Source organism: Aromatoleum sp., from assembly GCF_036675785.1.
GTDB lineage: Bacteria > Pseudomonadota > Gammaproteobacteria > Burkholderiales > Rhodocyclaceae > Aromatoleum.
Genome location: NZ_JAKFEF010000066.1, coordinates 1 through 16,874, shown reverse-complemented (window position 1 = coordinate 16,874; position 16,874 = coordinate 1). Strand labels below are relative to the sequence as shown.

Below are 16,874 nucleotides of genomic sequence, written 5' to 3'. Positions count from 1 at the left end.
CGGTTACTCCGTCACAGCCTGGGGGCGAAAGGGCTCGGTGCGCTTCTCCTTGCCGATACGCTCCACGGCAGGAATCAGCGCGAAGCAGACAACGACGGCGAGCACGCCGGCGAGGATGGCGGCCGGTCCGCCCTTGAGCGCGGCGACGACGTTCTGCTGCGCGGCCATCGCGACGACGACGGGAATGTAGATCGCGCTCCAGAACTGCACGCCTTCCTTCGTGGGCTGCGGCAGCCAGCCGCGCTTGCGCAGGTATTCCGACGAAAAGATCAGCAGAATCATCGCGAAGCCGACGCCGCCGACATTCGCCTTGACGCCTATCGCGCTGCCGAGCAGGTCGCCGACGAACAGCCCGGCGAGAACGCAGGCTGCGAGCAGGCCGGTTCCGTAAATGGTCATGATCAATCTCCTTCTGGTATGCGGCGCTGGGCGCCTGTGGGGTGTGCTGCTCGGCGCGGGCGGATGCAGTTCGTCTCCTCCTGTCCGCTCGCCCGGGTTCGTCCCGATGTCGTGGTCGTCAGCCCTCCTGCCATTCGGCGCGCAGCCGCTCGCGCACCTCTTTCGACGTCCGCCTCGCCGATTGCTTCAGCCGGCCCGACAGATCCCGCCGCCGATCGGCCCGGATGTCCGCCAGCGCCTCCACGAGGCAGGTCTCCACGCGGTCCACATCGGTCGCGGTCGGGGCATCGGCGCGTTCGACGTGAAGCAGCCGCCACAGCAGGCCGAGCGTCGCGAAGCTGTTGATGTCGTAGGCCATCGGCGGAATCGTCGCGGCCAGCGCCTCCAGTTCCTCTACGGTGCGCAGCGTCACGCGCGCCGCCGCGGCCTTGCCCATCGCGTGCACCATCACCCCGGCGTCGTCGAGCGCGATCAGCCGGTTGGCCTGGTAGCCATGCGCGAGCAGCGCGCCGGACATCGCCTTGCCGACGATCAGGCCGATGACCGGGTGGCCGGCGAGCCGCGCGTCGGCGTACGCGGCCGCCGCGCCCGCGAGGGCCTGGTGGATGCCGTAGGCTTCTTCGCGCCGCCCGTAGGCCTGGCTCGTGACGTCGATCACTGCGACGATCGGGCGCTTGGTCGCACGCTCGGCGTCGGCGGCGATCGTCTCGCGGACGGCCCGCGCGAGCGTCCAGCCTTCGATCAGCCCCACTTCGCCGTTGCGCACCCGGGGGAAAGGGTTTTCGGCGTCGGGGACGACCGTGATGTAGCGGGCAGGCTCCCCGGCGAGCGACCCGTCGACGACGCGGACCGTCTGCGGGTAACCGTCGGCCGGCCTTCCTTCCGCCGTCAGCGCAGCGAGCCAGGCCGCGCCGCGGCTCTGTTCCTTCGTGGAGGTCATGTCAGAGTCCTTCTTTGTAAAGCGCGCGAACGGCGTCCGGCCGCGCCTGCTGGGTGGGATCGACCGCCGCGAGGCAGGCGAGGAAATCCTCGTGGCGGTCGCTGCGGTGACGCGCGGGTGCGCCGGCACGCAGCGCGGCGCGGATGGTTTCGCGGATCGCGTGGGCGTCGTCGTCGACATACGCGTCCGCGAGCTTCGAGCGATAGCGCTGCTCACCGCCGGTGAAGCTCCAGATGAACGGTCGGTCGCGCGAGTCGTATTCCGCGATGCCGGCTTCCTGCTCGATTACCGCCGGACCGTTGAGGCCGAGGCGGGCCTCCTGCGTGACGATCATGTGGCTGCACAGTCCGGCGGCAATCGACATGCCGCCAAAGCAGCCGACAGTGCCGGCGGTGATGCCGACGACCGCCTGGTAGCGGCGCAGGTCCACGATCGCGGCGTGGATCTCGGCGATCGCGGCGAGGCCGAGGTTCGCCTCCTGCAAGCGCACGCCGCCGGTCTCGAAGACGATGACCGCGCGCGTCGGGATGCCGCGCCGGTTGTCCTCGGCCGCGAGTTCGAGCGCACCGGCGATCTTCGCGCCGCCGACTTCGCCCATGCTGCCGCCCTGATAGGCGCCCTCGATCGCAAGCACGACGGCGGGCTCGCGGTCGATCCTGCCCTTCGCGACGACGACGCCGTCGTCCGCCTGCGTGACGACTCCCTGCCGCGCGAGCCACGGCGACACCATGCGTTCGAACGGGCCGATCAGCTCGCGCATCGATCCTGCGTCGAGCAGGGCGCGAGCGCGCTCGCGGGCGCTCAGTTCGATGAAGCTCGTGCGTTGCAACAACTCTTCGCAATTCATCTCTTTCTCACTTTCCGCCGGTGGCGTTGAGTTCTTCGAAGGCCTGCTCGACGCGCATCCGCACGACGCCGGGCGTCGCGCCGAAGTCGTTGATCTCGATCTTCGTCGCCGGCAGCGGGGACGCGCCGAGAACGCGGGCGAGCACGGCTTCCCATACCCGCGCCATGCCATTGACCGAAGTCGTGATCGACACGGTGGTGCTGCCGGCGGTGTTCGGTTCGAGCAGTACTTCCAGGTCGCCGGAGCCGACGACCCCGACTGCGGCCCGCCCGCGGGCGGGGGCCGCGGCGGGGAATTCGAGAGAGATCTTTTCCATCGTTCTGTCCTCCAGTTCAGGAAACGCGGTCCGCTTCGACGCGGTCGAGAAAGAGCGTCGCCGCGAGCAGGTCGGCCGCGCCCCCCGGCGATACGTCGAGTTCGAGCATGCGCAGCTCGAGCTCGCGCAGCGACTTTCTGCCGTCTGCGTTGCCGGCACCGCCCTCCGCGAGCACACGGGCGGCGCCGGCCTGGACGGTCGCGAGGGCGGCAGTTCCGCCGCGGGCCAGCACGCAGGTGTCGTCCAGGGCCGCCATGACCGCGAGCAGCGCATTGAGTCGCGCCGCGTCTTCGCTGTCGCCCCGCGAGCGCGACCCGCGCAGTGCGGGCAGGGCGGCGCAGGTGACGTGCGGGAATCCGTCGCGCGCCTGCGCCTTCGCTCCGCCGACGCGGTGGACGCGGCATGCGCGCTCACCCTTGTGTCCGGTCGTGGCAGGTGCGTGGCGGTCCGGGAGGCGGGCGAGCGTGCCGGCGCGAGAGGCGATCCGCTCGGCGCAGCCGTCGTGGTGCTCCATTGCCGCCGCGGTGACCAGCAGGCCGAGCGCCCAGATCGCGCCGCGATGCGTGTTGATTCCGCCGGTCGCATGCGTCATCGCGGCCTCGCCGTCGCGGCCGATGGCGCCGATCCGTTCGCGCAGTACATCGCGATCGAGTCCCGCGGAGCCGGCGGCGGCCATCGCGACGAAGCTCGGATGCAGGCTGCGCGCCGAATGACACATCAGCGGCCAGCTCAGGTCGCGATGCGCCCCGCGGCCGCGGAAGTCCACGAGGCCGGGCTTCGGCGTCAGCGTCACTTCGTCGATCAGCGCCGCCACCACGTGATCGGCGAGACGCTCGGCGGTTGATCGGGGGGCCGGGACTGTCCGGGCTGTGCGTTCGATCGTCGTGCTCATCACCAGCTCCTGAACTTCGGCGGGGGGTTGTACAGCCCGCCCGACCACGTCACGAGGTCGGCGACGCTCTTCGCTGCGAGCAGCGAGCGCGTCGCTTCGCCGCGCTGCACGCCGAGGTCTTCGGGCAGCGCGATCAGGCCGTCGCGACGCAGCCGCTCGGTGGTCTTCACGTCGTGCGTAAGCCCGATCGGCGTGACGCCGGCCACCGCGGCGAGCATTGCCTTGCGCTCTTCGAGCGAGCGCGCCTTGTACAGGTAGGCGATGCCTTCCTCGGTCAGCACGTGCGTGACGTCGTCGCCATAGATCATCACCGGCGCGAGCGGCATCCCGGTTTCGCGGCCCACGTCGACGGCGTCGAGCGATTCGACGATCGTCGGCTTGCCGCCGGCCTGGAAGGTCTCGACGAGCTGCACGACGAGCTTGCGGCCGCGAGCGAGGGGATCGTCGGTCTCGATCAGGTCGAGCCACGCCGGGGTGGGGTGACGGCGCCCGTGCGGGTCGTGACCCATGTTCGGCGCGCCGCCGAAACCCGTGAGTCGGCCGCGCGTGACCGTCGACGAATTGCCGAGGCCATCCATTTGCAGCGTCGAGCCGATGAAGAGGTCCACCGCGTATTGGCCGGCGAGCTGGCACAGCGCGCGGTTCGAGCGCATCGAGCCGTCGCGGCCGGTGAAGAACACGTCGGGGCGCGCCGCGACGTAGGCCTCCATGCCGAGCTCGCCGCCGAAGCAATGCACGCTCTCGACCCAGCCGCTCTCGATCGCCGGAATCAGCGTCGGATGCGGGTTCAGCGCCCAGTTGCGGCAGATCTTGCCCTTCAGCCCGAGCTTCTCGCCGTAGGTCGGCAGGATCAGCTCGATCGCCGCAGTGTTGAACCCGATGCCGTGGTTCAGCGACTGCACTTGGTGGCGTTCGTAGACACCGCGGATTGCCATCATCGCCATCAGGATGTGCATCGGCGAGATCAGGCGCGGGTCGCGGGTGAACAGCGGCTCGATGAAGAACGGCTTGTCGGCCTGGACGACGAAGTCGATCCACGAGGCGGGCACATCGACGCGCGGCAGGTCGGCCGGGTCGTCGACGATCTCGTTCACCTGCGCGATCACGATGCCGTCGCGGAACGCCGCGGCTTCGACGATCGCCGGCGTGTCCTCGGTGCTCGGGCCGGTGTAGAGGTTGCCCTGGCGGTCGGCCGCGTAGCCGGCGACCAGGACGACGTTCGGGATCAGATCGACGAAGAGCCGCGCGTAGAGTTCGATGTACGTGTGGATTGCGCCGACCTCGAGCTGGCCGTCGGCGAGGAATTGCGAGATGCGCAGGCTCTGCGCGCCGGCGTAGGCGAAGTCGAGCTTGCGTGCGATGCCGCGCTCGAACACATCGAGGTGCTCGGGAAGGCTCACGCTCGGCATGATCAGGTGCAGCCCGCTGAGCACTGCCGGGTCGGTGCGGGCGAGCGCGCGGGCGAGGAAGTCGGCCTGCTTCTGGTTGTTGCCTTCGAGCACGACGCGGTCGCCGGGAGCGATCAGTCGTTCGAGGGCCTCGACGATCCGGTCGCTGCGCAGCACCGGCCCGTCGGCGAAACTCCCGACGCTGGCGAGACGGCGCTGCTTTTCCGTCCGTCGCCTGCTCCAGCGGGGGTCGAGTTGAACACTGGCTTGCATTCGTCACTCCGTCAAATGGACTTCGTGACTGCAAGATAGGCCCGCCCCTATGGACCTTCAATCAAGCCATACGGCGTTTCATTACTCCGGGGGTAATAAAAAGCGTTTAATTCTGGCTTGATTCTTGTTATGGATCGATCGGTCCGGAGGCCCCGAATGCAAATCGACGAGCAGATCACCTTCCGCAAGCTCGAGGTATTTCTCACGTTCATGGAAGCTGGAAGCATGGGGCGGGTGGCCGAGATGGTGGGCCAGAGTACGGTCAGCGTGCACCGCTCCCTGCATTCGCTGGAGGAGGCCCTGCGCTGCCCGCTCTTCCGCCGCGACGGTCGAAAACTGATCCCGCTCGCAGCAGCCTACGCGTTCGCCGAGCACGCCGCACGAGCGGTTCGAGCCTGTGTGGACGGGGTCGATGCAGCGCGGGAGGCAGCGGGCTTCACCGCCGCCCGCATCCGCATCGGCGCCCTGTACTCGCTTACGGTGCGCACGCTTCCGCAGCTGCTGATGGGACTGAAGACGCGGCGGCCCGACCTCGACGTGGACCTGACGCTGGGGTCGAACCGCGATCTCCTCGAGAAGTTGAGGGACGCCCGGCTGGACGCGATCGTCATCGCGCTGGATGCGGATGTTCCGCACGCCGACCTCGTCGAAGTGCCGATGTTCGACGACGAGATCTGCTTCGCGGCGCCGCTCGACTCCCGCTACGCCGACCGCGCGAGCGTCGACCTGCGGGACTTGCGCGACGAGAAGTTCGTGACGCTCAGCGAGGACTTCGCGACTTATCACGACTTCATGTACGCGTTCGAGCTCGCGGGCTTTCAGCCCAATATCGCAATGCGGGTCGGCGACATCTTCTCGCTGACGAACCTCGTCAGCGGCGGCGTCGGCTATGCACTGCTGCCGCGCCGCGTGGCCGAGTTCAGCCCGCAGGTGCAATTCATCCCGCTCGACGCCCGCTACGCTACCAGCCAGCGCATCACGTTGCTGATGCCGAAGAATCGCGAACGCAGCCCGAACCTGCTCGCGCTGTCTGCCGAATGCCGGATGTTCCGCCGGCGCTAGGTTTCGCGCCTCCAAACGTCGTTCGAAGCCGACCAGAAAGCAGCGACCGCGAGCGCTCCCGGGATTCTGTTGCGTTGCGCGGAGCGGGAGGGGCGACGACGGCGTTCGACGGCGCGGACTTCGGACGCGGTCGGGCGCCGTGCTGGCCGCCCGGCCTGTCCGCATCAGGCCTTCTTCGTCTTCGCCTGGACGACGCTGCCATCGACCGGGTTGTGGTAGATCTCGACCTTCCGGCCGTCCCGGTCGATGCCGTACAGTTCATAGCAGTTGCCGTCGGTGACCTTGAATTTTTCGAGGGTGTAGCCCTGGTCGACGAGCTTGCGCAGCATCGTCTCCTGCGGCATCCACTGTTCCCGCGGGGCCTCGGTGCACGTCGGTCCGGCGATCGCGGCGGTCCCGGTCAGCAGCGCGGCGACGGCGAGGATGATGTGTCGGATTTTCATGTCTGCTCTCCTTTCGGGTCATGCCGGGGTGGCATGGAGCGCATTCTCGGACCGCAGCGCTGAATGGGAGCTGAACGAATATGGAGAACGAAACGATGGCATCCCGCGTACTGATCCTCTATGCGGGCGGCACGATCGGCATGGCACGCGCGGACGACGGCTATCGGCCGATGACGGGATTCGAAGACGTGCTGCGCCGCCTGCTGCGCGAGCAGGTCGCCGCGGTGCTGCCCGATTTCGACGTCGTCGCGCTCCCGGAGCCGATCGACAGCGCGAACCTGCAGCCGTCGCATTGGACCGGGCTCGCCCGCGAGCTCGTCGTGCGCTGGCAGTCCTACGACGGGTTCGTCGTGCTGCACGGCACCGACACGATGGCCTACAGCGCGTCGGCGCTGTCATTCATGCTGCGCGGCGCCGACAAGCCGGTGATCTTCACCGGCGCGCAGATTCCGCTCGGCGAGCCGGACAGCGACGCGCTCGGCAACCTGCTCGGCGCGCTGACGCTCGCCGGCCGGCACGGCATTCCGGAAATCTGCCTGTACTTCAGCGGACGGCTGCTGCGCGGCAACCGCAGCACGAAGCTCAAGAGCGAGGCGTTCGACGCGTTCGAGTCACCGAATTACCCCCATCTGGCCGATGTCGGCGCGGACATCGCGCTGTACGCGGACGCGCTGCTGGCGCCGGCAACGAGAGCCTTCGTCGTCCCGCAATTCGACGCCGAAGCCGTAGCCGTGCTGCCGGTGTACCCCGGCATTTCGGCCCGTATCGTCGACGCGATCACCGGCAGCCCGCGCGTCCGCGGCCTCGTCCTGCGCACTTACGGCGTCGGCAATGCGCCCGACGCGCAGCAGGCGTTCATGGACTCGCTCGCGCGCGCAACCGGCCGCGGCCTCGTCGTGCTCAATACGACGCAGTGCGTGAGCGGCCACGTGATCCAGGGCACTTACGCGACCGGCGCGGCGCTCGATCGCATCGGCGTCTTGCCCGGTGGCGACATGACGCTCGAGGCGGCGTTCGCGAAGCTGCACTTCGTACTCGCTACGAATTCCGACGCCGACGTCGTGCGCCGGGCCCTCGGGGAATCGCTGTGCGGCGAAGTGTCGTGAAGCCGTGACTTCACGCCGCGGCAGCGGCGAGCTGGGGATTTTCGCACTCGCGGTCTGCGCGGTTCCGTGACCGGCAGAAGTGCCCGGCGACAACGAGACCGAGCGCGGCGAGAAGGATCGTCGACGGCTCGCCGATCGGCGTCGTCGAAAAGCTCAGGTCGTCGATGTTGATGTCGCCGCGCCGTGCATAGAAGCTTCCCAGTTCCACATGCGAGATTCCGGGGCCGGTCAGCGTGACCGGCTGTCGCGGGATCGCGGGTGTGCTGAGTTCCTCGAGGCCGCGCCAGCCTTCGGTCTCGAAGCTGTCGAGCACTTCGGTGTCGCTCCACGCGGTCAGGAAGATCCGGTCCTCGAGCGAAGCCGTGACGAACATGCTGACCGTCGTCGGGAGCGAGCCGACGAACTGCAGTGTCAGCCCGGGACCGAACAGATCGTAGAGCGCGTTCGGCGGCGATACGACCGGCCTTTCGCCGAGTTCGGGTCCGCGGATCACGCCGCCTTGGACGATCAGGCCCTGGTCTTCGTACTGCGTCGTCACCGCGGTTCCGGGCCGCAGGTCGTCGAAGGTGATCAGCGTCGCGTGCGACGACAGCGGCAGCGCAACGCATGCGGCGGACGCGGCAAAAACGGCGCAGCGCTTCGCCGGCGAAGAGAGGAACAACTCGCTCATGCGGACATCCTCCAGGCAACTCCTCGCGGCCCGGCCCGAGCTGCGGACCGGGCGTTTCGAAGAATCGAGCGGCTTTCCGACGGCACCGACGAAGGCGAAGAATTGATCCCCGGATCCCGCCCGGCGACGTCGTTCCGCGCCGCTGCGAGAAATGGCGGCGCGGATCCGCGATGCGAGCAAACGGGAGACCCTGATGACCTTGTCGGCCGGTGCGCGGACGCCGGGAGCGTTCGCGAGGCGTCATCGGCGGGCTCAGCCGATGCCGAGCGTGACGTGCTTGACCGAGAGGAAGCTGTCGAGCCCCCAGGTGCCGCCTTCGCGGCCGAGTCCGGACTGCTTCACGCCGCCGAACGGCGCGGCCTCCGTCGTGAAGGACCCGGTGTTCACCGCGACCGCGCCGGTTTCGAGGGCTTCGGTGACGCGCAGGATCCGGGAAATGTCGCGCGAGAACACGTAGCTCGCGAGACCGTATTCGCTCGCGTTCGCGATCGCGATGGCCTCCTGCTCGGTGCGAAAGCGCATCAGCGGCGCGACCGGGCCGAAAGTTTCCTCGTGCGCGATCGCCATCGCGTCGGTGACGTCGCCGAGGATCGTCGGTTCGAAGAACGTGCCACCGCGCGCATGGACCTTGCCGCCCGCGAGCAGCCGGGCGCCGAGCGCGACCGCGTCGTCGATATGCCGCGCGACCTTGCCGACCGCGAGCTCGTCGATCAGCGGACCGAGCTGCATGCCGGGGACGACCCCGGGGCCGACTTCGAGCTGACGCACGCGATCGACCAGGCGCGCGGCGAACGCGTCGTAGAGGTCTTCGTGGATCAGGAAGCGGTTCGCGGCGACGCACATCTGGCCGGAGTTGCGGAACTTGGCCTTCACCGCGCATTCGACCGCGAGTTCGAGGTCGGCGTCGTCGAAGACGATGAAGGGCGCGTGGCCGCCGAGTTCGAGGGACAGGTTCTTCACGGTCGCGGCGCACTGGCGCATCAGCTCGCGGCCGACTTCGCCGGACCCGGTGAAGCTCATCATGCGCACCGCCGGATCGTCGGTCAGCGCGCGGCCGATTTCCGCGGCGGCGCTGCCGTCCCCGGTGACGACGTTGAGGACGCCGCGCGGCAGCCCCGCGAGTTCGGCGAGCGCCGCGAGCGCGAGCGCCGTCAGAGGCGTCTGTTCGGCGGGCTTGAGCACGACGGTGCAGCCCGCGGCGAGCGCCGGTGCGAGCTTCTTCGCGACCGACGACGCCGGGTAGTTCCACGGCGTGATCGCCGCGCACACGCCCACCGGCTCGCGCACGATCCACCCCCGCCGCCCCGGATCCGCGACCGGGAGCGTGCTGCTGCCGAGGCGCTTGCCTTCTTCCGCGTACCACTCGACGAACGTCGCCGTCTGCAGGATCTCCGCCCGGGCGTCGGGGAGCGGCTTTCCCTGTTCGGTCGTCAGCAGCAGCGCGAGGTCATCGGCGCACTCGACGATCAACTCGTGCCAGCGGCGCAGCATCGCGCTGCGCTGCGGGGGCGGCACCGCACGCCAGCGGGGAAAGGCCGCGGCGGCGGCCCGAATCGCCCGCCGGGTTTCGATTGCGCCCATGTTCGGCACTTCGGCGACCAGTGTGCGGTCGGCCGGATTGCGCACCTCGAAGCGGGCGCCGCGATCGGCTCCCACCCATTCGCCGTCGATGAAGCCCGCCGTCCGCACCAGTTCCTGCCCGCGCGGGCGATGGGGAAGGGTGGGAAAGGGTAGCCTCATGTCCATGGCGTGATCGGGTCCTCGAGGGTGCGTGATGCGAAGGCTTCGCGGGACGCCCCGCCGAGTTCCGGCGAACGGGCACGATCGCGAAAGGCGTTTACTGTACCGCGTGAAGGAGCCCGGACAAGTGTTTCGATACATCGATTTTCGGGTTTCTGCCCGAGTGATTGGCGCGGCACGTCGGGGACGAAGAAGCGGGCGCGAGGGGCGTGCGTTTTCGTACGCCGCGCGCTGCGCTTGCCGTCGGCGGCCGGCGCAGCACAATGGTGCTTTTCACGGAGATGCGACATCGATGGCAGTCAGGACGATTCTCAGGATGGGCGATCCGCGCCTGCTCGAGCCCGCGCGACCGGTGACCGCGTTCGGCACATCGGAGCTTTCGGCGCTGATCGCAGACATGTTCGACACGATGGCTGCGGCGGGCGGGGTCGGGCTTGCGGCGCCGCAGATCGGCGTCGGGCTCCGGCTCGCGATCTTCGGCTTCGACCGCAGCGACCGGTACCCGGACGCGCCGCCGGTGCCCCGCACGATCCTGCTCAATCCGTGGATCACGCCGCTCGGCGAAGACATGGAGGAGGACTGGGAAGGCTGCCTGTCGGTGCCCGGCCTGCGCGGGATCGTGCCGCGGTATCGCTGCATCCGTTATCAGGGCTTCGACCCGGAGGGGCACGCGATCGACCGCAGCGTCGAGGGCTTCCACGCGCGCGTCGTGCAGCACGAATGCGATCACCTCGACGGCATCCTTTACCCGATGCGGATCCGCGACTTCAGCCGCTTCGGATACACCGACGTGCTCTTTCCCGATCCGAAAAGCGATCCGGGCGCGGAGTGAGGGCGGCCCCGCGGAACGTGTAACGATGTTTCGGCCGCGCGCGGGAAACGCATCGGTCATCTGCTATCTTTGCCCGCATGCCGTCGATCTCCCACCCGCGTCCCCCGTCAGCTTCGCCGCCGGTCATTTCCGTCGTCGGGCTTTCGAAGACCTACGCTTCCGGGTTCTGCGCGCTGAGGAACATCGACCTCGAAATCCGGCGCGGTGAAATCTTCGCGCTGCTCGGCCCGAACGGGGCCGGCAAGACGACGCTGATCAGCATCATCTGCGGCATCGTCAATCCGGGCGACGGAAAAGTGCTGGTCGACGGGCACGACATCGTCCGCGACTACCGCGCCGCAAGAGCGTTGATCGGACTCGTGCCGCAGGAGCTGACGACCGACGCGTTCGAGACCGTGTGGGCGACCGTCACGTTCACGCGCGGCCTGTTCGGCAAGCCGGCGAACCCCGTCTACATCGAACGGCTGCTGAAGGACCTGTCGCTGTGGGGCAAGAAGGACAGCCGGCTCCTCGCGCTGTCGGGCGGCATGAAGCGGCGCGTGCTGATCGCCAAGGCGCTGTCGCACGAGCCGAAAATCCTGTTCCTCGACGAGCCGACCGCAGGCGTCGACGTCGAGTTGCGGCGGGACATGTGGCAGCTGGTGCGCCGGCTGCGCGAGACCGGCGTCACGGTGATCCTGACGACGCACTACATCGAGGAAGCCGAAGAGATGGCCGACCGGATCGGCGTGATCGACAAGGGCGAGATCATCCTCATCGAGGACAAGGTCGAGCTGATGCGCAAGCTTGGCCGGAAGCAGCTGACGTTGCAGCTGCAGGAGCGGCTCTCGGCGGTCCCGCCGTCACTCGCGCGCCACCGGCTCGAACTGTCCGCCGGCGGCGAGGAATTGATCTACTCGTACGACAGCGGTCGCGAGCGCAGCGGCATCCTGGAGCTGCTGAAGGACCTCGGCGACGCCGGGGTCCGCTTCAAGGACCTGCACACGACGCAAAGTTCGCTCGAAGACATCTTCGTCAGCCTCGTGCACGACGGCGGGGGGGTGAGGAAGCAGCGATGAACATTCACGCCGTGCGCGCGATCTACCTGTTCGAGATGGCCCGCACCCGCCGCACGCTGCTGCAGAGCATCGTCGCGCCGGTGATTTCGACGTCGCTCTATTTCGTCGTTTTCGGGTCGGCAATCGGCTCGCGCATTCCCGAGATCGACGGCGTCAGTTACGGCGCGTTCATCGTCCCGGGGCTGATCATGCTGTCGCTGCTCACGCAGAGCGTGTCGAACGCATCGTTCGCGATCTTCTTTCCGAAGTTCTCGCGGACGATCTACGAATTGCTGTCGGCGCCGGTGTCGCATTTCGAGATCGTGCTCGCCTACGTCGGCGCGGCCGCAACGAAATCGACGCTGCTGAGCCTGATCATTCTCGCGACCGCGAGCGCGTTCGTGCCGCTGCGCATCGATCATCCGCTGTGGATGCTGTCCTTCCTGCTGCTGACGGCGGTCACGTTCAGCCTGTTCGGCTTCATCATCGGCATCTGGGCGGACAACTTCGAAAAGCTCCAGCTCGTCCCGCTGCTGATCATCACGCCGCTGACCTTTCTCGGCGGTAGCTTCTATTCCATCGACATGCTGCCGCCGTTCTGGAAGAGCGTGACACTGCTGAATCCGGTCGTCTATCTCGTCAGCGGCTTCCGCTGGAGCTTTTACGGCAGCGCCGACGTCGGCGTCGGCGTGAGCCTCGCGATGACGCTCGGCTTCCTCGCGCTGTTCCTCGCGATCGTGACGTGGATGTTCCGGACCGGTTACCGGCTCAAGACCTAGTTCGGCGACATCGCGGTGGAGATCTTCGCTTCCTCGCCGTGCAGCATGTCGATCAACCCGAAGAACCGCCGGTAGAACGCCGGGTCGGTGACGGTCTCCTCGGCCACCTTGACCATCGCCTCCTTGTCCGACGACCACGGCAGCGAGATCGAGCCAACGCCGGCGACGCTGACGCCGGTGCTGCTCGCGGCAGACTTCATCTCGAAGCGGGTCTGTAGCGCGTTCGCGTACAGGACGGCGCCGAGATTGCTCGGCAGGCAGACGAGGGTGATGTGCAGCGTCATGCCGACGTCGGCTTTCGGCTGGAAGAACTTCTCGCCGCGGATGCTCTGCGGATTGCTGCTGTCGACGCGGTAGCCCTGGCTGAGCAGCGCGCGCTTGCCGAGCTCGCAGGCCGCCGGCGGCTCCCGGTCGCTCCAGTCCATGTACGGGGATTCGGAGTCGAAGGTTTCGGTGAGGTACGGCGCCGGAGGCGTCGCGCACGCGCCGACGAGCAGCGCAACGGCGCCGAGCCGAACGAGATGGCGGGCGGGAAGAAACATGGGCGGAGTTTCCGGTGGAGCGTGAGCCAGTTCTGTAGCCTGAATGTTAGAACATCCAAGCGGTGGCGTTCCCTCCCCGGATTCAATTATCCAGAGGACTCCTTCCTGGCTCGCCCCGGCGACACGCGCGGCGGCGACTCCTCGCCGCCGCGGCGGGCTGGTCTGCGACCGCCCTCGGTAAGCGAATCAGCCGCCCGCGATGATCGGCACGAGCGCGACGCGGTCTCCGTCGTTCAGCGCCGTCTCCCGCTCGCCGGCGAGCACCATCCGACCGTTGACCGCGACGTTCCACGAAAGATCGGAGAGCGCGTCCTGCGCTTCCGGGAAGCGGCGGCGCAGTGCGTCGCGCAGTTCGATCACGTTGCCGACGCGCTCGTCGATGACGACCGTCTTCTCGGGTGCGCCCGGCAGCGGCTGCGGGAGCTCGACGCGGACCGCGAAACCGGTCGTTGTCCGCGCGAGCTGCTGATGCCAGTCGGCCCGCGGCACGCCTTCGGCGTTGAGCCCGGTGACGTCGTAGAAGCGCGCCTTCATGGCGTTGAACTCGGTCCGGTCGACCTTTTCGCCCTTGAACGGGCCGACCTGGATTTCCTCCTCGAACCAGCGCCGCGGCAGCGTGTCGTCCTTAGCGCGCAGGCCGAAGCGGAAGTTCAGCAGCCGCTCGAGGCCGGTGATGTTGCGTCCGATCTCGTTGAGCTGTTCGCCGGTGAAGTCGAGCTCGGTTGCCGCCGACACCTGGGTCGCGAAATCGCTCGGGTCGGGCGTCGTCGGCGAGTTGAAGAGCTTCGTGTTGAAGCGGCACATCCCGACCGAGTCGCCGACCGCGAAAGTGTTCTCGCAGCGGCGCACCGCGATCTCCTTGCCTTCGTAGCGGTTCGGCTCGGGCGCGACGGTGCCGCCGTACAGCTCGGTCTTGAACGCCGCATCGTCGTTGATGCGTGCGTTGATCTCGAGCGTGACGCGGTTGCGCAGGTGGTCCATGCCGCGCGTCGCGACCGAGAGGCCGAGCGCGAACGCCTTCAGGATGCGCGCATCGTGCGGGTCCGACTGGAACAGGCCCTTGACCGTCATCCGGTAGTCGAGCGCCTCGGCGGGATACTTGCCGCGTTCGACCGCGCGCGCCGAGTCCGCGATCGTGTCACCGAAACCTTCGCGCTTCGCCGTCATGAAGAGGAGCTTCTCGACGGTCTCGTAGTTGCCCCACGACAGGTCGAGGCCCCCCGTGTGGGTCGCGTCGATGATGCCGCGCTGCCACAGTTCCATCGCCCACGCGATCGCGCTGCCGGTCGAGGCGGAGTCGAGGCCGAGGTCGTTGAGGATGTTGTTGAGCCGCAGGATCTGCTCGGGCTCCTTCAGGCCGATCATCGGGCCGAACTTGCCCACGGTGACGTACTCCGGCCCGTCGCCCTTGTCGTACTGGTCGAACTTGCCGTCGTTGTGGATGCCGTTGTAGGTACGCTCCTTGCCGTGCTCGACGTCGGCCTGCGCCTTGTCGTAGCTCGCGTTGCCCTTCAGGCCCTTCAGCGCGGCCGAGCCCCAGCCGCCCTTGCCCTCGGGCGTCATGTCGTTCTGGTTGCGGCAATGCACCGGGCACTTGAAGCAGCCGTCCATGCCGGGGCGGTAGGGGTCGAAGTTGTCGGCGTCGAGCGTCGGATGCCACGCGGTTGTCTGGTTGTTCATCGTGCCGAGCGCGCCGAGCACGCGCGACGGCTTGTACAGGAACGGCGTGCCGACCTGCTTCAGCGCGTTCTTGATCACCGACGTCGACGTGATCTTCTTGCCGATCACCTTGTTGTGCGCCTTGAGCTCGGCGACTTTCGGCGCCTCGCCCGGCTTGCCGTGCACCATGATGGCTTTCAGCCGTAGCGCGCCCATTTTCGCGCCGCCGCCGCCGCGCGCCCAGATCGCCTTGATGCCGCCCATGATGCCGCTGCACAGCGCGAGGTTCTCGCCTGCGGTCGTGATGCGGGCGAGCGCCATGTCCTTGCGCTCGGTGCAGTCGAAGTCGCGTTCGATCGCGCCCGGCAGGTCGAGGTTGTCGAGGCCGACATAAGGCGTCGCGTCGAGGAACTGGACTTCCCCGAACGCAATGCGCAGCAGCGTCCAGTGCGGGGCGAGGCCGTAGAGCACGATGTGGTCGTAGCCGTGGCGCTTCACAAACGACGGGAAGTAGTCGCCTCCGTTCGAATCGAGAATCGCGTGGCTGTCGGGCGAGCGGCTCGTGAAGTTGCCGCGCGTCGCCGCCGGCATGTCGCCGGTCAGCGTGCCGGCGCCAAAGATCAGCGGGACTTCCGGATCGAGCGCATCGCGCTCGTCCTGCAGCAGGTTGTAGAGCAGGTACATGTTCGCGCCGCGTCCGCCCAGGAAGGTGCGCAGCACGTCGACGGGCAGGTATTTCCTGCGCGTCTCGCGCCGTTCCAGGTCGACGAACAGCACCGCTCCCTGCGTCGCGTGTTGCGGCTCGTCGTGCAGGCGCTCACACAGTGCTTCCACCTTGTCCCTGATGCCCATTTGTCGGTCTCCTTTGATCAGTATTCTGAAAGTGTGATTAACAAATAGTTTGAAGTCAAACAAAATATGGTGGGCCGATGGTGGGCGCCGGCGATTGGGCGCGTGACGCCGACAAGCGGTTGATTGCAAAGTGTTTTGTCGCGATTTGGTGCGGATCTGGCAAAGGAGAATGATTCCCGTCTGCGTGACGCGCAGCAATATTGGTTGATGTGCATCAATTGCGATCCAAATAGACAATGCACCCGGTTGTGGGGGAAGGGGCGTCGCGCCTATCGTTCGCAAAAAACAAAGACGCAGGGAAATTCACAGGAGGAGACGATGGAGAAGCAGATGTTCGGAATCAAGGCAGCGGTCGGCGTCGCGTTGGCGCTTTCAATTGGCACGGCCGCGGCCGAGGAAGTGAAGCTCAAAGTGGCCCATTTCCTTCCGCCGGGCTCGACTGCCCACGCGAAATTCATCACGCCGTGGTGCGACAAGATCAACAAGGAGTCGGCGGGCAGGCTCAAGTGCGAGATCTATCCTGCGATGCAGCTCGGCGGAACGCCGCCGCAGTTGATCGACCAGGTACGGGACGGCATCGCCGATATCGCGTGGACGCTGCCGGGCTACAGCGCCGGCCGCTTCCCGGCGACCGAAGTGTTCGAGTTGCCGTTCATGACGAACACCGCGGAGTCGTCGAGCCGGGCGTTGTGGGAATACATCCACGTCAACAAGCTCGACCATACCGAATACAAGGACGTCAGGCCGATCCTCTTCCACGTTCACGACGCCGGCCAGTTGCACCTCGTCAAGAAGCCGGTCAGTGAGCTGTCGAACTTCCGCGGCCTGAAGCTGCGCGCACCGACCCGGCAGACGAACAAGTTCCTCGCCGCGCTCGGTGCGACGCCGGTCGGCATGCCTGTGCCGCAGGTGTCCGAGGCGCTGTCGAAGGGCGTCATCGACGGTGCGATGCTTCCGTGGGAAGTCGTCCCGGCCGTCAAAGCCCACGAACTCGTGAAGTTTCACAGCGAAGGCGATCCGAAGGCGCGCGCGCTGTACACGACCGCGTTCGTCTTTGCGATGAACAAGGCGAAGTACGACAGCCTGCCCGCCGATCT

General features: G+C 67.3%; 17 protein-coding genes. 6 read left to right on the top strand and 11 right to left on the bottom strand.

Features of this window, described 5'->3' with window-relative positions:
* Positions 1 to 3 precede the first annotated feature (3 nt).
* The 6 genes from madL to mdcA all read right to left on the bottom strand — a co-directional run bounded on the left by madL (position 4) and on the right by mdcA (position 5,055).
* Positions 4 to 399 carry a malonate transporter subunit MadL gene (gene madL, locus V6M37_RS13655; RefSeq protein WP_332674143.1) on the bottom strand — a complete coding sequence of 132 codons (396 nt, stop codon included), beginning with the start codon at positions 397 to 399 and terminating at the stop codon, positions 4 to 6.
* A 118-nt stretch (positions 400 to 517) separates the two neighbouring features.
* Positions 518 to 1,339: a biotin-independent malonate decarboxylase subunit gamma gene (gene mdcE, locus V6M37_RS13650; protein ID WP_332674141.1), complete on the bottom strand. Its 822-nt coding sequence runs from the start codon at positions 1,337 to 1,339 to the stop codon at positions 518 to 520.
* A 1-nt stretch (position 1,340) separates the two neighbouring features.
* On the bottom strand, positions 1,341 to 2,186 hold the full coding sequence (locus tag V6M37_RS13645) for a biotin-independent malonate decarboxylase subunit beta (protein ID WP_332674139.1): 846 nt from the start codon (positions 2,184 to 2,186) through the stop codon (positions 1,341 to 1,343).
* 7 nt (positions 2,187 to 2,193) lie between these two features.
* Complete coding sequence (locus V6M37_RS13640; protein ID WP_332674137.1) at positions 2,194 to 2,502, bottom strand: malonate decarboxylase subunit delta; 309 nt, start codon at positions 2,500 to 2,502, stop codon at positions 2,194 to 2,196.
* 16 nt (positions 2,503 to 2,518) lie between these two features.
* Positions 2,519 to 3,394, bottom strand: a complete 876-nt coding sequence (locus V6M37_RS13635) for a triphosphoribosyl-dephospho-CoA synthase (protein WP_332674135.1) — start codon at positions 3,392 to 3,394, stop codon at positions 2,519 to 2,521.
* Entirely contained in the window at positions 3,394 to 5,055 is a 1,662-nt protein-coding gene (gene mdcA, locus V6M37_RS13630; RefSeq protein WP_332674134.1) for a malonate decarboxylase subunit alpha, read from the bottom strand. The genes V6M37_RS13635 and mdcA overlap by 1 nt, the downstream gene beginning before the upstream one ends.
* Positions 5,056 to 5,211: 156 nt before the next feature.
* On the opposite strand from mdcA, the gene V6M37_RS13625 reads away from it, so the two are divergent.
* Positions 5,212 to 6,117 (top strand): LysR family transcriptional regulator, encoded by a 906-nt coding sequence (locus V6M37_RS13625; protein ID WP_332674132.1) that lies wholly within the window; start codon positions 5,212 to 5,214, stop codon positions 6,115 to 6,117.
* A gap of 164 nt (positions 6,118 to 6,281) precedes the next feature.
* Here V6M37_RS13625 and V6M37_RS13620 read toward each other — a convergent pair whose 3' ends face one another.
* A complete protein-coding gene (locus tag V6M37_RS13620; RefSeq protein WP_332674131.1) occupies positions 6,282 to 6,560 on the bottom strand; it encodes a PepSY domain-containing protein in 279 nt (92 codons plus the stop codon).
* Positions 6,561 to 6,655: 95 nt separating this feature from the next.
* Between V6M37_RS13620 and V6M37_RS13615 the strand changes: the two genes are divergently transcribed.
* Positions 6,656 to 7,666 carry a type I asparaginase gene (locus V6M37_RS13615; RefSeq protein ID WP_332674130.1) on the top strand — a complete coding sequence of 337 codons (1,011 nt, stop codon included), beginning with the start codon at positions 6,656 to 6,658 and terminating at the stop codon, positions 7,664 to 7,666.
* 10 nt (positions 7,667 to 7,676) lie between these two features.
* On the opposite strand, the gene V6M37_RS13610 is transcribed toward V6M37_RS13615, so the two are convergent.
* Together V6M37_RS13610 and V6M37_RS13605 are read right to left on the bottom strand one after the other, a co-directional pair.
* Positions 7,677 to 8,336 (bottom strand): hypothetical protein, encoded by a 660-nt coding sequence (locus V6M37_RS13610; RefSeq protein WP_332674128.1) that lies wholly within the window; start codon positions 8,334 to 8,336, stop codon positions 7,677 to 7,679.
* A 252-nt stretch (positions 8,337 to 8,588) separates the two neighbouring features.
* Complete coding sequence (locus V6M37_RS13605; RefSeq protein WP_332674126.1) at positions 8,589 to 10,082, bottom strand: NAD-dependent succinate-semialdehyde dehydrogenase; 1,494 nt, start codon at positions 10,080 to 10,082, stop codon at positions 8,589 to 8,591.
* Between the two features lie 286 nt (positions 10,083 to 10,368).
* Here V6M37_RS13605 and def point away from each other — a divergent pair, with 286 nt between their 5' ends.
* From def to V6M37_RS13590, 3 genes are all read left to right on the top strand, one after another.
* A complete protein-coding gene (gene def, locus V6M37_RS13600; protein WP_332674124.1) occupies positions 10,369 to 10,908 on the top strand; it encodes a peptide deformylase in 540 nt (179 codons plus the stop codon).
* A gap of 77 nt (positions 10,909 to 10,985) precedes the next feature.
* Positions 10,986 to 11,966: an ABC transporter ATP-binding protein gene (locus V6M37_RS13595; protein ID WP_332674123.1), complete on the top strand. Its 981-nt coding sequence runs from the start codon at positions 10,986 to 10,988 to the stop codon at positions 11,964 to 11,966.
* Positions 11,963 to 12,724: an ABC transporter permease gene (locus V6M37_RS13590; protein ID WP_332674121.1), complete on the top strand. Its 762-nt coding sequence runs from the start codon at positions 11,963 to 11,965 to the stop codon at positions 12,722 to 12,724. Before V6M37_RS13595 ends, V6M37_RS13590 begins: the two co-directional genes overlap by 4 nt.
* Here the strand turns inward: V6M37_RS13590 and V6M37_RS13585 are convergent.
* Positions 12,721 to 13,266 (bottom strand): DUF2242 domain-containing protein, encoded by a 546-nt coding sequence (locus V6M37_RS13585; protein WP_332674120.1) that lies wholly within the window; start codon positions 13,264 to 13,266, stop codon positions 12,721 to 12,723. The genes V6M37_RS13590 and V6M37_RS13585 overlap by 4 nt on opposite strands.
* Positions 13,267 to 13,452: 186 nt before the next feature.
* Positions 13,453 to 15,777 (bottom strand): aldehyde ferredoxin oxidoreductase C-terminal domain-containing protein, encoded by a 2,325-nt coding sequence (locus V6M37_RS13580; protein ID WP_332674119.1) that lies wholly within the window; start codon positions 15,775 to 15,777, stop codon positions 13,453 to 13,455.
* Positions 15,778 to 16,095: 318 nt separating this feature from the next.
* Here V6M37_RS13580 and V6M37_RS13575 point away from each other — a divergent pair.
* A partial coding sequence (locus tag V6M37_RS13575) for a TRAP transporter substrate-binding protein (protein ID WP_332674118.1) occupies positions 16,096 to 16,874 on the top strand: 779 nt, incomplete at its 3' end.